Genomic DNA, 16,420 nt, shown 5'->3' with positions numbered 1-16,420 from the left:
CGACACGCAGCAGGGCACGGGGTTGTTGAAACCCAGTGCCGACTGCGCGCCGTTGCGCACGCGGGTGTAGTGCGCGTACAGCGCGGTGCGGTGGGAGAGGTTGTGATGGCCTTGCAGCGTGAGGAGGGTCGCGTCGTCGTCGGGCGCGTCGAGGCCGCCGACGTCGCGCGCCTTGGCGACGCCCAGCGACACGGTGTTCGCCCTCCAGTGGTAGGCGCCGGCCAGACCGTAGACCTTCAGCTTGTCCAGGCCCTTGTCCTCGGAATCGACGTAGGCCGTGAGCTTGAACGCGTCGAAGCGGTAGGAGCCCGCCAACAGCGCCGCGCGAACGCGCTGATCGCCCGCGGTCGCGCCGTCGGCGTCGGCCACGCGCTGCAGGCCCAGGCCCAAGGTGAGAGGCCCGCTGGCGTACAGCACATGGGCGCCGGTCTGCTGCTGGAAGTCCGGGCTGGCATCGATGCTGGCGCGCTCGGCGCCCAGGCTGTGTTGCAGCTGGAAGCTCAGCCCGCTGAAGCTGGGCGACAGGTAGGTGAAGGCGTTGTCGACACGGTTGTAGTCGCCGTTGCCGATGATGGGCACCACGGTCAATACGTCGTAGGGCTTGGTGCCCACGATGCTGGCGATGTCGTCCATGGGGGTGTACTGGCGGCCCAGGCGCACCGCGCCGAAGGCACCCGCCAGGCCGACGAAGGACTGGCGGCCGAAGGCCCGGCCGCCCTGGGCCAGGGTGCCCTGGTCCGCGTGGAGGCCGGCTTCGATCACGAACTGCGCGCTCAGCCCGCCACCCAGGTCTTCGGCGCCGCGCATGCCCAGGCGCGAGCCGAACTGCTGGCCCGACGTCAGGCGGGTGGTGGCCGTGGCGCCCTCGACGCGTTCAAGGGCCATGTCGGCGACGCCATAAAGCATGACGTAGCTTTGCGCCTGGGCGACGCCCACGGCGGACAACAAGGCCAGGGTCAGGAGGTGCTGTTTCATGTTGACTGAAAGAAAAGTTGGTGAGTCGATCAATAGAGGTAGACAGCGCCGGAGTTGCTGGCCGACGTGTCCGTGGTGGCCGACTCCGGCGCGCGGCCGACCCCGCTGAAGCCGCTGCTGTCCAGGCCCGACACGGCGAGAGCGCCCCGGCTGGCGCTCAACGCCAGTTGGAAGCCGAACCGGAGGTCGGACCGGTTGTTGGGTGCCTTGACGGACACCGGCGCGGACCACGCCCCCGTGCCGTCGCGGCGGTACACGAAGACGGTTCCCGACGCGACGGTCTGGCCGTCCGCCAGCGGTGGACGGGTGAGCCCCGCACCCGCCGTGCTGTCCAGCGGATCGCCAATGACCAGCGTCGCGCCATCGGCATCGGCCGCCAGCGACACCGCTGCGCCGAAGGTGTTGCCGGCCAGGCCCAGCGGCGAGATGAAATCGCGCTCGATGACCCAGTCCGATCCGGTCAGATTGAACAGATGGGCCTTGCCGACGCTGGGCCCCGCGCCGACGGCAGCGAAGGGCTCTCCCACCACGAGCAGCTTGCCGGCGGAGGACAGGGCCACCGCTTGGCCGAAGGCCTGGGAGGCCCCGCGCTGAGCGGCCTTCAGATAGGCGAACTGTTCCCATACGGCGCCAGTGCGCCGGAACGCATACACGGCGCCCGCACCTGGTGCCCCATCGTCATCGGTGGCGGCGGTGCCCGCCGTCGGCGTCGACCCGGCTTCTCCCGGCGCCCCCACCACCAGGGTCTCGCCGCTGGCATCGAGTTGCAGGGCCGTGCCAAAGGCGTCGTCCGCCTCGGTATTGCCGCCCTGCAGCGATTGCCGGAACGCCCAGCCGCCCGGCAGGCGCTGATACAGCGCCACCGATCCGCCGTCGAGCGAGGTCGGTTGTCCCACCGCTGCCCACTGCCGGTCTTGCGACAGGCTGACCGACCAGCCAAACCTCGCGCCCGGCTCCACCAGTTCGGCCTTGATGTAGCTGTGCTGGGACCAGGCGCCGTTGGCGGCGCGCTCGAACACGTAGGCAGCCCCGCTCTCCGTGGTCCCCACGCCGCTGCCGGGGTTGGCGCCGCCCACGCCCTGTTCCTCCGCGCCGTTGAAGGGGGCACCCACCAGCAGCGTGTAGCCCTGGGCGTCGCCCGCCAGGGCCAGGGAGGTGCCGAACTGCCCGGCGACATCGACCGGGATTTGAGCGGGCTTGATGTAGGCCTCTTGCACCCAGCCGTTGCTGCCACGGTGGAAGACGTACACCGCGCCGGTGAGCGCATCGCCTTCGCCGCCCAGGAAGGCCGAGTCGATGCCGGCGTTCTCGCCGCTCTCTCGAGGGACACCCACGGCCAGCAGGTGGCCATCGGTGGAGATGGCCAGGCCCGCGCCAAAGCCCTCCTCTGGCGCCACCCGCGATGGCTTGAAGAAGCCGATGCCATCGTCGATGCGCGCAATCGACGTGGGAGCGGATGCCGTGCAGCCCGTCCCGTTGCAGGCCTGCACCTGATAGCTCGCGTTGATCCGGTCAGGCAGAAAGACCTCGGTCGAGAAGCTCAGCCGGTCGGCGGGCAGTTCCGCGATCAGCCGCCCGGCTTGCGGCCCTGCCGGGCCATCGATGTCCTCGATCAGGCGGTAGACGGTGGCACCCGGTACGGCGCTCCAGGCAAAGCTGAAGGTCTTGATGTAGGTCACATCGACGGTGAGCTGCGGGGCCTGCAGGAGCACCGGATCACCACCTGCACCGCCACCTCCAGGGCCACCGGCTGCAGGGCCGGTGCTCTCGGGATCGCACCAGGGTTGGCCTCCACAGGCCGCGAGAACGAGGCAGGTCAGTGCTCCCCCGATCGACAACAAACGCATAACAGTTCCTTCGAAACGCACGCAGCCGTCACGGCAAAGCCGCGCGCTGCGGGCGCCACCGTAGGCGCTCCTTCCGATTCGATCTGTCGGCCATTCGTCCACTGGCGATGAAGGCAAGCCCTGCAGGCATGGGCGTTTGTGCCCTGCTCCGGTCGCAGTAGAGAATGCCGGGCCGCCCTTGGTCATTTCATGTTGGCCACCACTGCGTCCACGACATGCACACCTTTTTGAACCCCCTGCATGGCGCCCACATTGGCCGCCACGAGATGTTTCGCGGCCGCCTGGTGGACAGCCACGAGAGCCCCGCGCGCGTGGAGCACGTGCTCGCCGAACTGCGCCGCCGCCCGCTGGGCGAGCTGCGCGAACCGGCCGTGGGCGATGACGAGCTGATGTCCGCGCTGCGGGCCGTGCACGAGGTGCGCTACCTCGACTTCCTGCAATCCGCCTGGGACGACTGGGTGGCGCTGGATCCGGCCAACGCCGCCATCGACGCCCTGCCCTCGGTCTGGCCGCTGCCGAACCGACACGGCTTCCGACAGGATGGCTGGCCACAGAACATCGCCGCGCGACTGGGCCAGTTCGCCTTCGATTCAGGCACGCCGCTCACCGCCGGCAGCTGGGTGGCCGCGCGCGCGGGCGCGGCCTGCGCCTTGAGCGCCGCACAGGCCGTGCTCGGCGGTGAGCGCAGCGCCTTCGCGCTCACGCGCCCGCCGGGCCACCACGCGGGCCCGGGCTTCTACGGCGGCTATTGCTTCCTCAACAACGCGGCCATCGCCGCGCAGGCCCTGCGCGACGGTGGCCATGCGCGCGTGGCCGTGCTCGACGTGGACTACCACCACGGCAACGGCACGCAGACCATCTTCTACGAGCGCGCCGACGTGCTCACGCTGTCGGTCCACGGCGACCCGCGCACCGAGTACCCCTTCTTCCTGGGCCACGCCGACGAGCGCGGCGCCGGCGCCGGGGAAGGCTTCAACCGCAACTGGCCACTGCCGCGCGGCACGGCCCTGGCGCCCTGGCGCAGCGCGCTTGACGAGGCCCTGCAGGCGGTGTCGGACGTCGGCGCCACCGCATTGGTGGTGCCGCTGGGCCTGGACACCTTCGAAGGCGACCCGATCGCCGGCTTCCAGCTGCGCTCGGCCGACTACGCGGGCATCGGCGCGGCGCTGGCCTCGCTGAAGCGGCCCACGGTCTTCACCTTCGAGGGCGGCTACGCGGTGGCCGAGGTCGGCATCAACGCCGTGAACCTGCTCGAAGGCTTCGAGCGCGCGGCCTGAGCGCGGCCGCGCGAGAAAAAGCACCCTGCGACGATCCACCGTTCGCAGGGCAAAAGGGGTGGGCACCGATCAACCGGCGCCCGAGTGGCCCTGCGAGCGCCGTCGATCAGCCCGCCTTGTAGAAGATGTAGTCCGCGCGGTACTGCACGATCTGCTTCGCGCCCACGTTGCCGGCGCCGCAGGCCATGGCCGGCGCCACGCCGCCCACGGTGGCCACGCGCTGGATGTAGGTCACGCCCTGCATCGCGCCCATGCCCATGGCCGGGTTGGCCTTGACGAGCTGCAGCGGGATGTTGCCGTTGCCGCCCGGGGCCACCGCCAGTTGCGTGCCGGTGATCTTGGAGCCATCCATGGACTCCCAGGTGGCCGGCGGCCCGTAGTACTTGCCGACCGGCTTGCCGCCCCGGTCCATCAGCTTGGCGTCCGGGCCGGCAAAGACCCACTCGAACTGCCCGGCCATGCCTTGCTTGGCGCGGCACTCGTAGGTGATGTCGCCCGCGCCCACGGTCTCCATGGCCACGCGGTGGCCGGCGGGGACCTTCACGGCCTCGGGCAGGCTGGCCTGTGAATACATCATCGGCTGGCCCCCCATCGAGGAAGCGCAGGCCGTCATCGCGAGAACGGCCGAAACGGCCAGGGTGGTCTTGAGGATCATGGAAAGACTCCGGTCAAAGGTTGAAGGAGAGGAAAGGCCGGGTGGGTGCATGGCCCACCCGTGTTGGAATGGGACTCAGGCGCCGAAAGACAGCGCGTTCGCGGGCAGCGGACGCCCCAGCGCGCCGGTGAGCACGGTGAAGTGCATGGCCTCGTCGGCGGCCAGGCGCGCGGCCACCTTGGCCAGCTCGCGGTCGCCCATCGCGGGGATCACGCTGATGTAGGCGTTGGTGGCGCCCAGCTCCAGGCGCGTGGCCAGGGAGAGCACGTCGGCCTGGTTCTTCAGCGTGTCGGCCTTGAGGTCCTTGGCGTACTCGTCGAGCTTCTTCTCCGCCACGGGTTGGCCACCGAGCTTGCGGATGGTGGCGGCCAGCGCGTCGCGGTGCGCCTTGTGGTGGCCCTGGAACTGCACCGCCACGTCCAGCACGGGCTTTTGCAGCAGGCCGCTGCCGGCGCCGAGCTGGTAGGCGTTGATCGCCTCGTGCTCGAGGCCGAGCGCGATGTTGAGGATGTCGACGTCCTTGGCGGCGTCGCCTTTCATGCCCTGGGCCAGGGCGGGCCGCCCGGCGAGCAGCGCGAGGCCGACGGCGGACAAGGTGGTGCCGGCGCGCAGGAAGGCACGGCGTTGGTCGTGGGAGGTGCTCATCGTCTTGTCTCTCGTGAAAGTTGTTGGGGGGAGCGGCGGCCGTCGAAGCGAATACGCGGCCCGCCCCCGCCGCGGATTCAGTGAATCCGACTGTTTTGCTGGGTTGTGTGGATCCGCACGGTGGCGCTGAATCCACAGGAGGGACACCGGCGTAGTGAGGGAAGACAAGACCCCCCACAATGCGCCGCATGAGCGCCGCATGGCCGCCCCAAGGCGCTCGCATCGCAGCGCCTTGCGCGGAGGATTCCATTGCCCGCTGAACCCGACGAGCTCCTCATGGACCTGATCGACCGCATCGCCCGGCGCGACGAGGCCGCGCTGAAGGCGCTCTACGACCTCACGGCGCGCAAGCTCTATGGCCTCTCGCTGCGCGTGGTGGGCTCCCGCGAGCGGGCCGAGGACGTGTTGCAGGAAACCTTCCTGCAGGTCTGGCGCAGCGCGGGCGAGTACCGCGCCACGCTCTCGCCGCCCATGGCCTGGCTGGGGCTGATCGTGCGCAGCCGCTCGCTGGACAGCCTGCGCCGTCGCGCGGCCGAGCGCTCGCACCTGACGCAGGACCTCGACGAAACCCTGTCCGACACGCTGGAAGGCGACGCACCGAACCCCATGGACACCAGCCTGGCGAGCCAGCAGGCATGGGCCCTGCACCAGTGCCTGGGACAACTGGAGAACAGGCAGCGCGAAGTGATCAGCCTGGCCTACCTGCGCGACCTGAGCCATGGCGAACTGGCCGAGCGCCTGGCGCTGCCGCTGGGCACGGTGAAGACCTGGATCCGCCGCGGCCTGGACAAGCTGCGCGATTGCATGGCGAGGTACGCGTGACACGCCAACGCTTGCGTTGCACGCCTTGCCTGCGGTGACACCCCATGCGAATTCAGCACCATCCTGAACTCCTGCAGCGACTGGCCGCCGCCTACGCCCTGGGCACGCTGCGCGGCGGCGCGCGCCGGCGGTTCGAAACCATCGCGCGCGAACAACCCGTGGTGCGCGCGGCGGCCATCGAATGGCAGACCCGCGTGGCCAGCCTGAACGAACTGCAGGCCAGCGCCGAGCCCGGGCCGCAGGTGTGGACCCGCATCCAGAACCTGGTGCGCGCCGACGGCGAGCGCGCCGCCATCGAACGGCAGCGCGAGCGCGCGGCCACGGTGCCGGCGCGCGGCTGGTGGCACAGCCTGGCCTTGTGGCGCGGCGCGGGTCTGGCCGGCCTGTGCGCCGTGGTGGCGGCGCTGGTGCTGCTGCCCGCCCTGCGTGGCGAACTGGAGCGGCGCGGCGCCGAGGTGGCCGAACTGCAACGCCAGTTGCTGGCCACGCCGGACGTGCGCTACGTGGCGGTGCTCAACGACGACCAGGCCAGGCCGGCCGTGCTGATCACCTTCGACCCCAAGCACAACCGGCTGAGCCTGCAGCGCGTGGGCGCCTACCAGGAAGCGGCGGACCGCTCGCTGCAGTTGTGGGCCCTGCCGCCGGGCGCGGCGCCGCGCTCGCTGGGCGTGCTCACGCCCGAGCGCCTGCTGCAACTGGCGGCCAGCGAGAACGCGGTGCGTGAGGTGCCGGCGCTGGCGATCAGCCTGGAGCCCCTGGGCGGCGTGCCCAGCGAGCGCGGTCCCACGGGGCCGGTGCTGTTCCACGGGCCGCTGATCCAGAAGCAGATCTGAAGCGGCCAAAGAAAAAGCCGGCGCGGGCGCCGGCTTTCTTCAGGGAGCGGTCAGGCCTCAGTAGCGCGGACCGTTGCTGCGGTAACCACCGCCGCCGCCTTCTTTCGGGCGCGACACGTTGACGACGATCTGGCGGCCGTCGACCGACTGGCCGTTGAGGCCGTTGATGGCGGCTTGCGCCTCGGCCTCGGAGGCCATTTCCACGAAGCCGAAGCCCTTGGAGCGGCCGCTGTCGCGGTCGGTCATGACCTTGGCGGAGGCCACGTTGCCGTATTCGGAGAAGTTGTGACGAAGCGAGTCGTCATTGACGGAGTAGGGCAGGTTGCCCACGTACAGTTTGCTGCTCATGACTGAGCCTTTCAGAGAAGCGGGCCGGCCTGCAATGGCACAAGCGCCGCGAGAGAGGGTGGTTGCCACGTGGAAGTGGGCCACCTGAGAAGACCGCCAACCCGCGAGGGACCGAACGGTCAGTGATCGGCCACGCGATGGTGGCGAAGCGGGCGATCCTACGCGGGATGCCCCGAATCACCTAAGGCTTTCGGTGATTCCGCGCCTGGACTGACCAACGGTAAGGCACGCCACGCACGGGTTTCACTGCCGCGCGGTGCGCCGTCCCCAACCGCCACGCGCGGGTTTCACTGCCGCGCGGTGCGGGTATTGGCCGGCGGCTGCTGCGGGTGGCTGCTGCGCCAGGGGTTGATGTCCAGTCCTCCACGGCGCGTGTAGCGCGCGTAGACGCTCAGCTTCGCGGGCTTGCAGCGGGTCCACACGTCCATGTAGATGCGCTCCACGCACTGCTCGTGGAATTCGTTGTGGTTGCGAAAGCTCACCAGGTACTGCAGCAGCCCGGCCTGGTCGATCTGCGGGCCGCTGTAGCTGATCTGCACGCTGCCCCAATCCGGCTGGCCGGTGACGAGGCAGTTGCTCTTGAGCAGGTGGCTCACCAGGGTCTCGTTCACCGGCTGTTCGTCGAAGGCGGCGGTGAGCAGATCGGGCGCGGGCTGGTAGCGCGTGCACTCCACGTCGAGCCGGTCCAGGTTCAGGCCATCGAGCTCGTGGATGGGCTCGGCGTCGAAGCGCTCGGGCGCCAGCAGCTTCACGCCCACGCCCGACTGCATGGGCCCGCCGTGCCACACGGCGGTGCTCAGGTCGGCGCGCAGCCGGGCCTGCACGGCCTCGGCGCTGTCGAAGGGCGTGTTGTTGAAGCTGTTGAGGTAGAGCTTGAAGGACTTGCTCTCGACGATGTGCGTGCTCTCGCAGGGCACGGTGATGTGCGCGATGGCCACCTGTGGTTTGCCGCGCGGGTTCAGCCACGACAGCTCGTAAGCCGTCCACAGGTCGCAGCCCATGAAGGGGACGCTGCCGGTGATGCCGATCTCGCGCCGCTTGGCCTCGCGCGGCAGCGGGAAGATCAGCGAGGGGTCGTAGCGGTCGACGTAGGCCGAGGCCTTGCCGAGCTGGGATTGTTCGGGGGTGTTCTGTGTCATGCGAATTCGCGCTCGCGCAGCCACTTGGTGGCAACCCACTTCTCGCCCTCGAGCACCGGCGCGCCACCGTGCAGGCTGCGCGTGCTGGGGTGCGGGCGGTCGTAGCTGAAGAAGACGGCGGAGCCCTTCACGGGCGCGACCTCCAGCCCGACGTCGGGGAAGGTGGTGCCGCCGCCGCGCGCGGGCTCGTTGAGGTACATCACCAGCGTGGCCACGCGTTGGCCGCCGCGCTTGAGGATGGTGGGCGTGCCGGCTTCCTTGGGGTCGAAGTAGTCGTAGTGCGGCTTGTACTCGGCGCCCGGGCGGTAGTGCAGCACCTGCAGGCCCTCGCCGTTTTCCACCGGCCAGCCCACCAGGCGCGCGATGCGCCGCTCCACGGCCGTCACCTCGGGCGTCTGCCCGCGCGTGAAGAACATGCCGCTGCTGGTGCGGTCGGGGTTGAGCTCCTCGCCGCCGGTGGCGGTCTGCACCGTGAGCGAACGCGCCAGCTTGGGCTTGGCCGATTCGATGATGGCGTCGCACTCCTCGGCGCTGAGCAGGTTGCCCAGCACCACCACGCGCGGGTGGCTCATGTGCGTGATGATGTCCACCCAGCGGTCGCCCGCGTCGATGCGGCGCGGCGAAGCCGAGGTGTCGATCACGGGCACGGGCGAGCCCTGGCCCAGCGCACCCTGCACGGCCTCACGCACCTCGGGCGCGACCTGCGAGAGCGCGTCGGGCGACACGGTGGACAGGTGCTCCAGCAGCGTGCGTTCGAGCGCGGCCTCGGCCACGCCCGGGTTCCAGCCGGCGTCGAGCATGGACTTGAGCACGGACTCGGGCGTGCAGCCGGCGCTGGCCTGTTCGATGATCCAGCGGCGCAGTTCGGGCGTGACGGTCTGGGACATGGCGGTCTCCCCTCTCAGGGCTTGGCCTCGCGCCGGAACACCAGGCGATCGGGTCCGGACGCGTCGGCCGTGAAACGGTAGCCTTCCAGGTCGAAGGCCTTGAGTTGTTCGGGCGTGCTGGCGCGGTGCTGCACGGCCCAACGCACCATCAGCCCGCGCGCGCGCTTGGCCATGAAGCTGATGACCTTGTAGCCCGCGGGCTTGCGCTCCTCGAATGCACAAGTCACCACGCGCGGGCGCAGCGCTTTCAGGTCCACGGCCTTGAAGTACTCCTCGCTGGCCAGGTTGATGACCACCGGGCTCTTGTCGGCCAGGGCGCGCTCGTTCAGGTACTCCGCGATGCGGCTGCCCCAGAAGGCGTAGAGGCTGGCGCCGCCCTTTGTCTTCAGGCGGGTGCCCATTTCCAGCCGGTAGGGCTGCATCCAGTCGAGCGGGCGCAGCACGCCGTACAGGCCGCTGAGGATGCACAGATGCGCCTGCAGCCAGTCGAGTTCCTCGGCCGAGAGGGTTTTTGCGTCCAGGCCGCCGTAGACGTCGCCGTCGAAGGCCAGCACCGCCTGCTTGGAATTCTTCGCGGTGAACTTCGGGCTCCAGGCCTCGTAGCGCGCGGCGTTGAGCGTGGCGAGCTTGTCCGACAGGTCCATGAGCGTGGCGATCTGCTGCGGCGTCTTGCGCTTGAGCACCTCGATCAGTTCCGTCGACTGCTCGACGAAGAGGGGCTGGGTGTGCGCCTTCACATGGGCGGGCGTCTCGTAGTCGAGCGCCTTGGCGGGCGAGATCAGGAATAGCATGGATGAATGGTGGAACCGGGCCGGACCGACGGGGACCGCAATTATCGCGAAGCCCTGCTCCGGCACCCCGATCCCGGGCCTTCCGGACCACCCAGCGAATTACGTTTGGAGAAATGCGTTTCGCTATGGTAAATTTCAACGACCGTTCAAGGAGACAGCCATGACGCCCGTGAAACCCCAGGCCGACCTGCCCGCGCCGGCCGCGATCCAGCAGTTGCACCACTACGCCTACCGCGCGCGCGACGCGGAGGAAACGCGGCATTTCTACGAGGACATCCTGGGCCTGCCGCTGTACCACATCATCCAGAGCGACTACGTTCCGAGCACGGGCGAGTACTGCCCGTACACGCACTTCTTCTTCCGCCTGCAGGACGGCTCGTTCATCGCCTTCTTTGACCTGGGCGACGACGAGGCGGCGCTGCCGAGCCCGAACACGCCGAAGTGGGTGAACCACATCAGTTTCCGGGTGAACACCATCGCCGAGCTGGAGAACACCAAGGCGCGCCTGGAGGCGCACGGGATCGAGGTGCTGGGGGTGACGGACCACCACATCTTCAAGAGCATCTACTTCTTCGACCCGAACGGGATCCGTCTGGAGTTGACGGCGCAGTTGGCTGACGAGTTCCAGATGCTGCAGGAGAGCAAGACGGCGCATGCGCGGCTGGGCGAGTGGAATGCGCGCAAGGAGCAGTGGCGCAAGGAGCGGGCCGAGGGCAAGGGCGGTGCGCCCTTGAAGCCGCAGCAGAACGATCGGCCGGAGGTGGGGGCCAAGGCCCTCTGATTTTCCCGGGGCTCCTTTTCTCCGGCTGCAACGGGCGATGGCGGCCAGGGGGCAAGGGCTCCGCGAATGTCCCCCGGACGGCTGCGCCGTCCTCCTCCTTTATTTCGCTGCGCCCTTGCCCCCTGTCCACCACCGCCCTCATTGGCACTCGGGCGATCTGCACGCCAACTGCTTGGTAGCTCGCGGACGCTGGGTGCCTTGTGTAGCGAAATAAAGGAGGAGGACCGGGCGTAGCCCGGTCCGGGGGACATTCGCGGAACAAGGCACCCAGTGGCCGCGAGCCCGCGAGGTGTCACGAACGAAATGAAGCGCGACGAACGAAACGACAACCGATGACAACGAGGACCGGAAGATGTCGCTGAACACATACAAGGACGTAGCCCACACCAACGGCTACGAATTCACCCAGGGTGGTGGCTACGAACTGCCCAGCTACCCCTTCGTTCCGCCACCGGAACTCGGCGACAAAGCGCCCGCGAAACACCCCATCGTCATCGTCGGCGGCGGCATCACCGGCCTCACCCTCGCCTGCTCCCTCGCCCGCCTGGGCGTCAAGGCCATCCTGCTCGACGAGGACGACACCGTCGGCGTCAAGGGCGCCTCATCGCGCGGCATCTGCTACACGCAGAAATCGCTGGAGATCTTCGAGCGCCTGGGCGTCTACGAACACATCGCCGCCAAAGGCACGCAATGGAGCGTGGGCCGCACCTTCGCCGGTGACGACGAGGTCTACAGCTTCGACCTGCGCCAGCAAGGCAGCTTCAACCTCAGCCAGCAGCCGCCCTTCATCAACATCCAGCAGTTCTACATCGAGGCCTTTCTGGTCGACCGCATCCAGCAACTCGGCCACGTCGAGTTGCGCTGGCGCAACCGGCTCACCGGCTTCGAGCAGAACGCGCGCACCGCCACGCTCACCGTGGAAACGCCCGCGGGCGAGTACCGCATCGAAGCCGAACACGTCATCGACGCCACCGGCAGCAGCAGCCCCCTGCGCAAGTGGCTGAACGTGCCCTTCGACAGCAAGCGCGGCGACGACCGCTGGTGCATCGCCGACGTGCGCTTCAGCACCCGCCCGCCCACGGAACGCCACACCTGGATCGAAGCGCCCTTCAACGAAAACCGCGCCGTCTGGCAGCACCTGATGGCCGACGACGTCTGGCGCATCGACTACCAGATGGCGCCCAACGCCGACCCCGCCTACGTGAGCCGCGAGGACGTGGTGCGCGAGCGCCTGGCGCGCCAGTTCGGCCCCGGCGTGGAGGTCGAGATCGTGTGGGTGGGCCCCTATGCCTACCGCAGCGAATGCGTGCACTCCATGCGCAACGGCCGCGTGTACTTCATGGGCGATTCGGCCAAGGTGGTGAGCCCCTTTGGCGCTCGGGGTGGCAACACCGGCGTGGCCGACGCCGACAACCTGGCCTGGAAGCTGGCCGCCGTGCAGCGCGGCCAGGCCGCGCCCGCGCTGCTCGACAGCTACGAGGACGAGCGCCTGGAAGCCGCGCGCGAGAACGTGCGCGTGACCAACCGCACCGCGCGCTTCCTGCGCCCGGCCGACGGCATCGAGCGCGTGTACCGCGACGCCGCCATTGCGCTGGCCAAGCGGCATCCGTTCGCGCGCGCCCTGGTCAACACCGGCCGCATGGCCGTGGCCAATCCGTACACGCGCTCGCGCATCTGCCTGTACACCCCGGGCAGCGCCGCGGGCCAGTCCGTGCAGAACGTCGAATTCCGCTGGGCCAATGGCCGCCCGGGCCGCATGAACCAGTTGCTGGACTGGGCCGGCGGCGATCTGCTGCTGCTGTGCTTCGGCCCGCTGAGCGCCGCAACCTTGGGCCGCCTGCGCGAGGTGCTGGCGACCACGCCGCTGCGCGCGGTGCAGGTGCCCACCGGCCGCGAGCCCGCTCAGGCCGATGAGCACGTGCGCGACCCGAAAGGCCACCTGCGCGGCGCCTGCGGCCTGCCCGAAGGCGACGAACCCGCCTGGGCCCTGGTGCGGCCCGACGGCTACCTCGCCGCCAGCGGCAACACCATCGACGGCCGCCTGGTGCAGGCCATCGGCCTTACCCTGGGCCTCACCGGAGTGCACGCATGATCACCACCCCCAACTGGCAGGACGCCGACACCTTCTACGAGCAACTGCTGGACGCGCAGGTGAACCTGTCGCTCGAACAGCAGCAGGCCTTCAGCGCGCGCCTGATCCTGCTGCTGGCCAACCAGGTGGGCGACGCCAAGGTACTCGCCGAGTGCATCGCCGCCGCGCAGGAAGCCCTCTGACGCGAACGCCAGAGGGCTCGCCGGTGATCGGGGTGCCCGGCGCAGCGAAGTAAAGGAGGCGCCAAGGGCGCAGCCCTTGGCGGGGGACATGAGCGGAGCCGGGTACCCCGAGCGCCGGCGAGCGGAGCCACGCCAGACCCCAAGCAGCGGCGCCGCGACGAAGAAATTTAGAATGCCAGCTTCCCCCGTCCCACCCAGCGGCATCCCACGGGATGCCGTTGCCATTACTGGCACCCCATGACCGACACCGTGCAGCAACCCGGCCTGGCTTCGCTGGCCAAGTCCTTCGAACCCGCCCCCGTCGAAGCCCGCTGGGGGCCCTGGTGGGAGCAGCGCGGCGTCGGCAAGGCGGGCTTTCGCGGCACGGGCGAAGCCAAGGCCGGCGCGCCTTCGTTCAGCATCCAGCTCCCGCCCCCGAACGTGACCGGCACCCTGCACATGGGCCACGCGTTCAACCAGACCATCATGGACAGCCTCACGCGCTACCACCGCATGATGGGCGCGAACACCCTGTGGGTGCCGGGCACCGACCACGCCGGCATCGCCACGCAGATCGTCGTCGAGCGTCAGCTGCAAGAGCAAGGCATCAAGCGCCACGAGCTCGGCCGCGAGGCCTTCACCCAGAAGGTCTGGCAGTGGAAGGAAAAGAGCGGCAACACCATCACCACGCAGATGCGCCGCATGGGCGACACCGTGGACTGGTCGCGCGAGTACTTCACCATGGACGACAAGCTGTCGTCCGTGGTCACCGAGACCTTCGTTCGCCTGTACGAGCAGGGCCTCATCTACCGCGGCAAGCGCCTGGTCAACTGGGATCCGGTGCTCAAGTCGGCGGTGAGCGACCTGGAAGTGGAGAGCGAAGAGGAAGACGGCTTCCTCTGGCACATCCGCTACCCGCTGGCCGATGGCAGCGGCTCCGTGGTGGTGGCCACCACGCGCCCGGAAACCATGCTCGGCGACAGCGCCGTGATGGTGCACCCCGAGGACGAGCGCTACGCCGCCATCGTCGGCAAGACGGTGAAGCTGCCGCTGTGCGACCGCGAGATCCCCGTGATCGCCGACGCCTACGTCGACCGGGAGTTCGGCACCGGGGTGGTGAAGGTCACGCCCGCGCACGACTACAACGACTACGCCGTGGGCCAGCGCCACGGCTTGCCGCAGATCGGCGTGCTCACGCTGGACGCGGCGATCAACGACAACGCCCCCGAAAAGTACCGCGGCCTCGACCGCTTCGTGGCCCGCAAGGCCGTGGTGGCCGACCTCGAGGCCCTGGGGCTGCTGGTCGAGACGAAAAAGCACAAGCTCATGGTGCCGCGCTGCGCGCGCACCGGCCAGGTGGTGGAGCCCATGCTCACCGACCAGTGGTTCGTGGCCATGACCAAGGTCAGCGAGCAAGATCCCACGGGCAAGAGCATCGCGCAGAAGGCGATCGACGCCGTGGAATCGGGCGAAGTGAAGTTCGTGCCCGAGAACTGGGTCAACACCTACGACCAGTGGATGAAGAACATCCAGGACTGGTGCATCAGCCGCCAGCTCTGGTGGGGTCACCAGATCCCCGCGTGGTACGACGAGGACGGCCGCGTCTACGTGGCCCGCAACGAGGCCGAGGCGAAGGCTCAGGCCCCGGGCAAGACCCTCACGCGCGACCCGGACGTGCTCGACACCTGGTACTCGTCGGCCCTGGTGCCCTTCAGCACCATGGGCTGGCCCAACCAGAAGGCCGGCCCCACCGAGGACTACGACGTCTACCTGCCCAGCAGCGTGCTGGTCACGGGCTACGACATCATCTTCTTCTGGGTCGCGCGCATGATCATGATGACGACCCACTTCACGGGTCGCGTGCCCTTCCGCCACGTGTACATCCACGGCCTGGTGCGCGACGCGCAGGGCCGCAAGATGAGCAAGAGCGAAGGCAACGTGCTCGACCCGGTGGACCTGATCGATGGCATCGCCCTGGCCCCGCTGCTGGACAAGCGCACCACCGGCCTGCGCAAGCCCGAGACCGCGCCGCGCGTGCGCAAGGACACCGAGAAGGAATTCCCCGAGGGCATCCCCGCCTATGGTGCCGACGCCTTGCGCTTCACCTTCGCGGCGCTGGCCTCGCTGGGCCGCAGCATCAACTTCGACAGCAAGCGCTGCGAGGGTTACCGCAACTTCTGCAACAAGCTCTGGAACGCCACGCGCTTCGTGCTGATGAACTGCGAAGGCCAGGACTGCGGTCTGGAAGAGCACACCAAGGCCGAGTGCGCCGTGGGGCAGCCCTTCCATGGCTACCTGAGCTTCAGCCAGGCCGACCGCTGGATCAGCTCGACCCTGCAGCGCACCGAGGCCGCCGTGGCCCAGGGCTTCGCCGAGTACCGCCTGGACAACGTCGCCAACGCCATCTACGACTTCGTCTGGAACGAGTTCTGCGACTGGTACCTGGAGATCGCCAAGGTACAGATCCAGACCGGCGACGCCGCGCAGCAGCGCGCCACGCGACGCACCCTGATCCGCACGCTCGAAGCCATCCAGCGCCTGGCGCACCCGATCATTCCCTTCATCACCGAAGAGCTGTGGCAGAAGGTGGCGCCGGTGGCCGGCCGCGCGGGCGAGTCGGTGGCCCTGGCCGCCTACCCCGTGAGCCAGCCCGAGCGCATCGACGAGGCCGCCGAGGCCCACGTCGCGCGCCTGAAGCAACTGGTGGACGCCTGCCGCACCCTGCGGGGGGAAATGGGCGTGTCGCCGGCCCAGCGCCTGCCGCTGTACGCCGTGGGCGACGCCGAGTTCCTGCGCGGCGCCGCGCCGGTGCTGCAGTCGCTGGCCAAGCTGGCCGAGGTGCGCGTGTTCGACGACGAAGCCGCCTGGGCCCAGGCGGCGGGCGCTGCGCCCGTGGCCGTGGTGGGCGGCGCCCACCTGTGCCTGTTCATGGAAATCGACGTGGCCGCCGAAAAAGCCCGGCTGGGCAAGGAAGCCGCGCGCCTGCAGGGTGAAATCGCCAAGGCCCAGGGCAAGCTTGGCAACGAGGGCTTCGTGGCGCGCGCGCCAGCGGCGGTGATCGATCAGGAGAAGCAGCGCCTGGCCGACTTCGGCGCCACGCTGGAGAAGGTGAAGGCCCAGTTGGAGCGCCTGGGCTGAACCCAGAGGTGCCGCGGAACCGGCTTTGC

General features: G+C 69.0%; 15 protein-coding genes. 7 read left to right on the top strand and 8 right to left on the bottom strand.

Annotated features, from left to right (window positions below):
- Both VLG41_RS09045 and VLG41_RS09040 read right to left on the bottom strand, forming a co-directional pair.
- Positions 1-975: porin (locus tag VLG41_RS09045; RefSeq protein ID WP_325349056.1), on the bottom strand; the 975-nt coding region annotated here is incomplete at its 3' end.
- Between the two features lie 29 nt (positions 976-1,004).
- Positions 1,005-2,687, bottom strand: a complete 1,683-nt coding sequence (locus tag VLG41_RS09040) for a hypothetical protein (protein WP_325349055.1) — start codon at positions 2,685-2,687, stop codon at positions 1,005-1,007.
- Positions 2,688-3,037: 350 nt separating this feature from the next.
- On the opposite strand from VLG41_RS09040, the gene VLG41_RS09035 reads away from it, so the two are divergent.
- Entirely contained in the window at positions 3,038-4,099 is a 1,062-nt protein-coding gene (locus VLG41_RS09035) for a histone deacetylase family protein (RefSeq protein WP_325349054.1), read from the top strand.
- Between the two features lie 106 nt (positions 4,100-4,205).
- On the opposite strand, the gene VLG41_RS09030 is transcribed toward VLG41_RS09035, so the two are convergent.
- Both VLG41_RS09030 and VLG41_RS09025 read right to left on the bottom strand, forming a co-directional pair.
- On the bottom strand, positions 4,206-4,754 hold the full coding sequence (locus VLG41_RS09030) for a DUF3455 domain-containing protein (protein WP_325349053.1): 549 nt from the start codon (positions 4,752-4,754) through the stop codon (positions 4,206-4,208).
- Positions 4,755-4,829: 75 nt separating this feature from the next.
- Positions 4,830-5,399 carry a ferritin-like domain-containing protein gene (locus VLG41_RS09025; protein ID WP_325349052.1) on the bottom strand — a complete coding sequence of 190 codons (570 nt, stop codon included), beginning with the start codon at positions 5,397-5,399 and terminating at the stop codon, positions 4,830-4,832.
- Positions 5,400-5,675: 276 nt separating this feature from the next.
- On the opposite strand from VLG41_RS09025, the gene VLG41_RS09020 reads away from it, so the two are divergent.
- Together VLG41_RS09020 and VLG41_RS09015 are read left to right on the top strand one after the other, a co-directional pair.
- Positions 5,676-6,221, top strand: coding sequence for an RNA polymerase sigma factor (locus VLG41_RS09020; RefSeq protein WP_325349063.1), 546 nt, complete (start codon positions 5,676-5,678; stop codon positions 6,219-6,221).
- A gap of 44 nt (positions 6,222-6,265) precedes the next feature.
- Positions 6,266-7,054 (top strand): anti-sigma factor, encoded by a 789-nt coding sequence (locus VLG41_RS09015; protein ID WP_325349051.1) that lies wholly within the window; start codon positions 6,266-6,268, stop codon positions 7,052-7,054.
- Positions 7,055-7,111: 57 nt separating this feature from the next.
- Here VLG41_RS09015 and VLG41_RS09010 read toward each other — a convergent pair whose 3' ends face one another.
- From VLG41_RS09010 to yaaA, 4 genes are all read right to left on the bottom strand, one after another.
- Entirely contained in the window at positions 7,112-7,471 is a 360-nt protein-coding gene (locus VLG41_RS09010) for an RNA-binding protein (RefSeq protein WP_325349050.1), read from the bottom strand.
- A gap of 218 nt (positions 7,472-7,689) precedes the next feature.
- Positions 7,690-8,541 (bottom strand): NADPH-dependent 7-cyano-7-deazaguanine reductase QueF, encoded by an 852-nt coding sequence (gene queF / locus VLG41_RS09005; protein WP_325349049.1) that lies wholly within the window; start codon positions 8,539-8,541, stop codon positions 7,690-7,692.
- Positions 8,538-9,428, bottom strand: coding sequence for a 2OG-Fe(II) oxygenase (locus tag VLG41_RS09000; RefSeq protein ID WP_325349048.1), 891 nt, complete (start codon positions 9,426-9,428; stop codon positions 8,538-8,540). Before VLG41_RS09000 ends, queF begins: the two co-directional genes overlap by 4 nt.
- A gap of 14 nt (positions 9,429-9,442) precedes the next feature.
- Positions 9,443-10,219, bottom strand: a complete 777-nt coding sequence (gene yaaA / locus VLG41_RS08995) for a peroxide stress protein YaaA (protein WP_325349047.1) — start codon at positions 10,217-10,219, stop codon at positions 9,443-9,445.
- A 160-nt stretch (positions 10,220-10,379) separates the two neighbouring features.
- On the opposite strand from yaaA, the gene VLG41_RS08990 reads away from it, so the two are divergent.
- From VLG41_RS08990 to VLG41_RS08975, 4 genes are all read left to right on the top strand, one after another.
- Positions 10,380-11,000 carry a VOC family protein gene (locus tag VLG41_RS08990; protein ID WP_325349046.1) on the top strand — a complete coding sequence of 207 codons (621 nt, stop codon included), beginning with the start codon at positions 10,380-10,382 and terminating at the stop codon, positions 10,998-11,000.
- Between the two features lie 352 nt (positions 11,001-11,352).
- Positions 11,353-13,092 (top strand): FAD-dependent oxidoreductase, encoded by a 1,740-nt coding sequence (locus VLG41_RS08985; RefSeq protein ID WP_325349045.1) that lies wholly within the window; start codon positions 11,353-11,355, stop codon positions 13,090-13,092.
- The gene (locus tag VLG41_RS08980; RefSeq protein WP_325349044.1) at positions 13,089-13,274 is read left to right on the top strand and encodes a DUF2783 domain-containing protein; all 186 of its coding nucleotides are present in this window, start codon (positions 13,089-13,091) and stop codon (positions 13,272-13,274) included. Before VLG41_RS08985 ends, VLG41_RS08980 begins: the two co-directional genes overlap by 4 nt.
- A gap of 237 nt (positions 13,275-13,511) precedes the next feature.
- On the top strand, positions 13,512-16,391 hold the full coding sequence (locus VLG41_RS08975) for a valine--tRNA ligase (RefSeq protein WP_325349043.1): 2,880 nt from the start codon (positions 13,512-13,514) through the stop codon (positions 16,389-16,391).
- Positions 16,392-16,420: the final 29 nt, after the last annotated feature.

This window comes from Hydrogenophaga sp. (assembly GCF_035481345.1).
GTDB lineage: Bacteria > Pseudomonadota > Gammaproteobacteria > Burkholderiales > Burkholderiaceae_C > Hydrogenophaga.
Note: the sequence above shows the minus strand (reverse complement) of the source record. Positions and strands in the feature narration are given on the sequence as shown.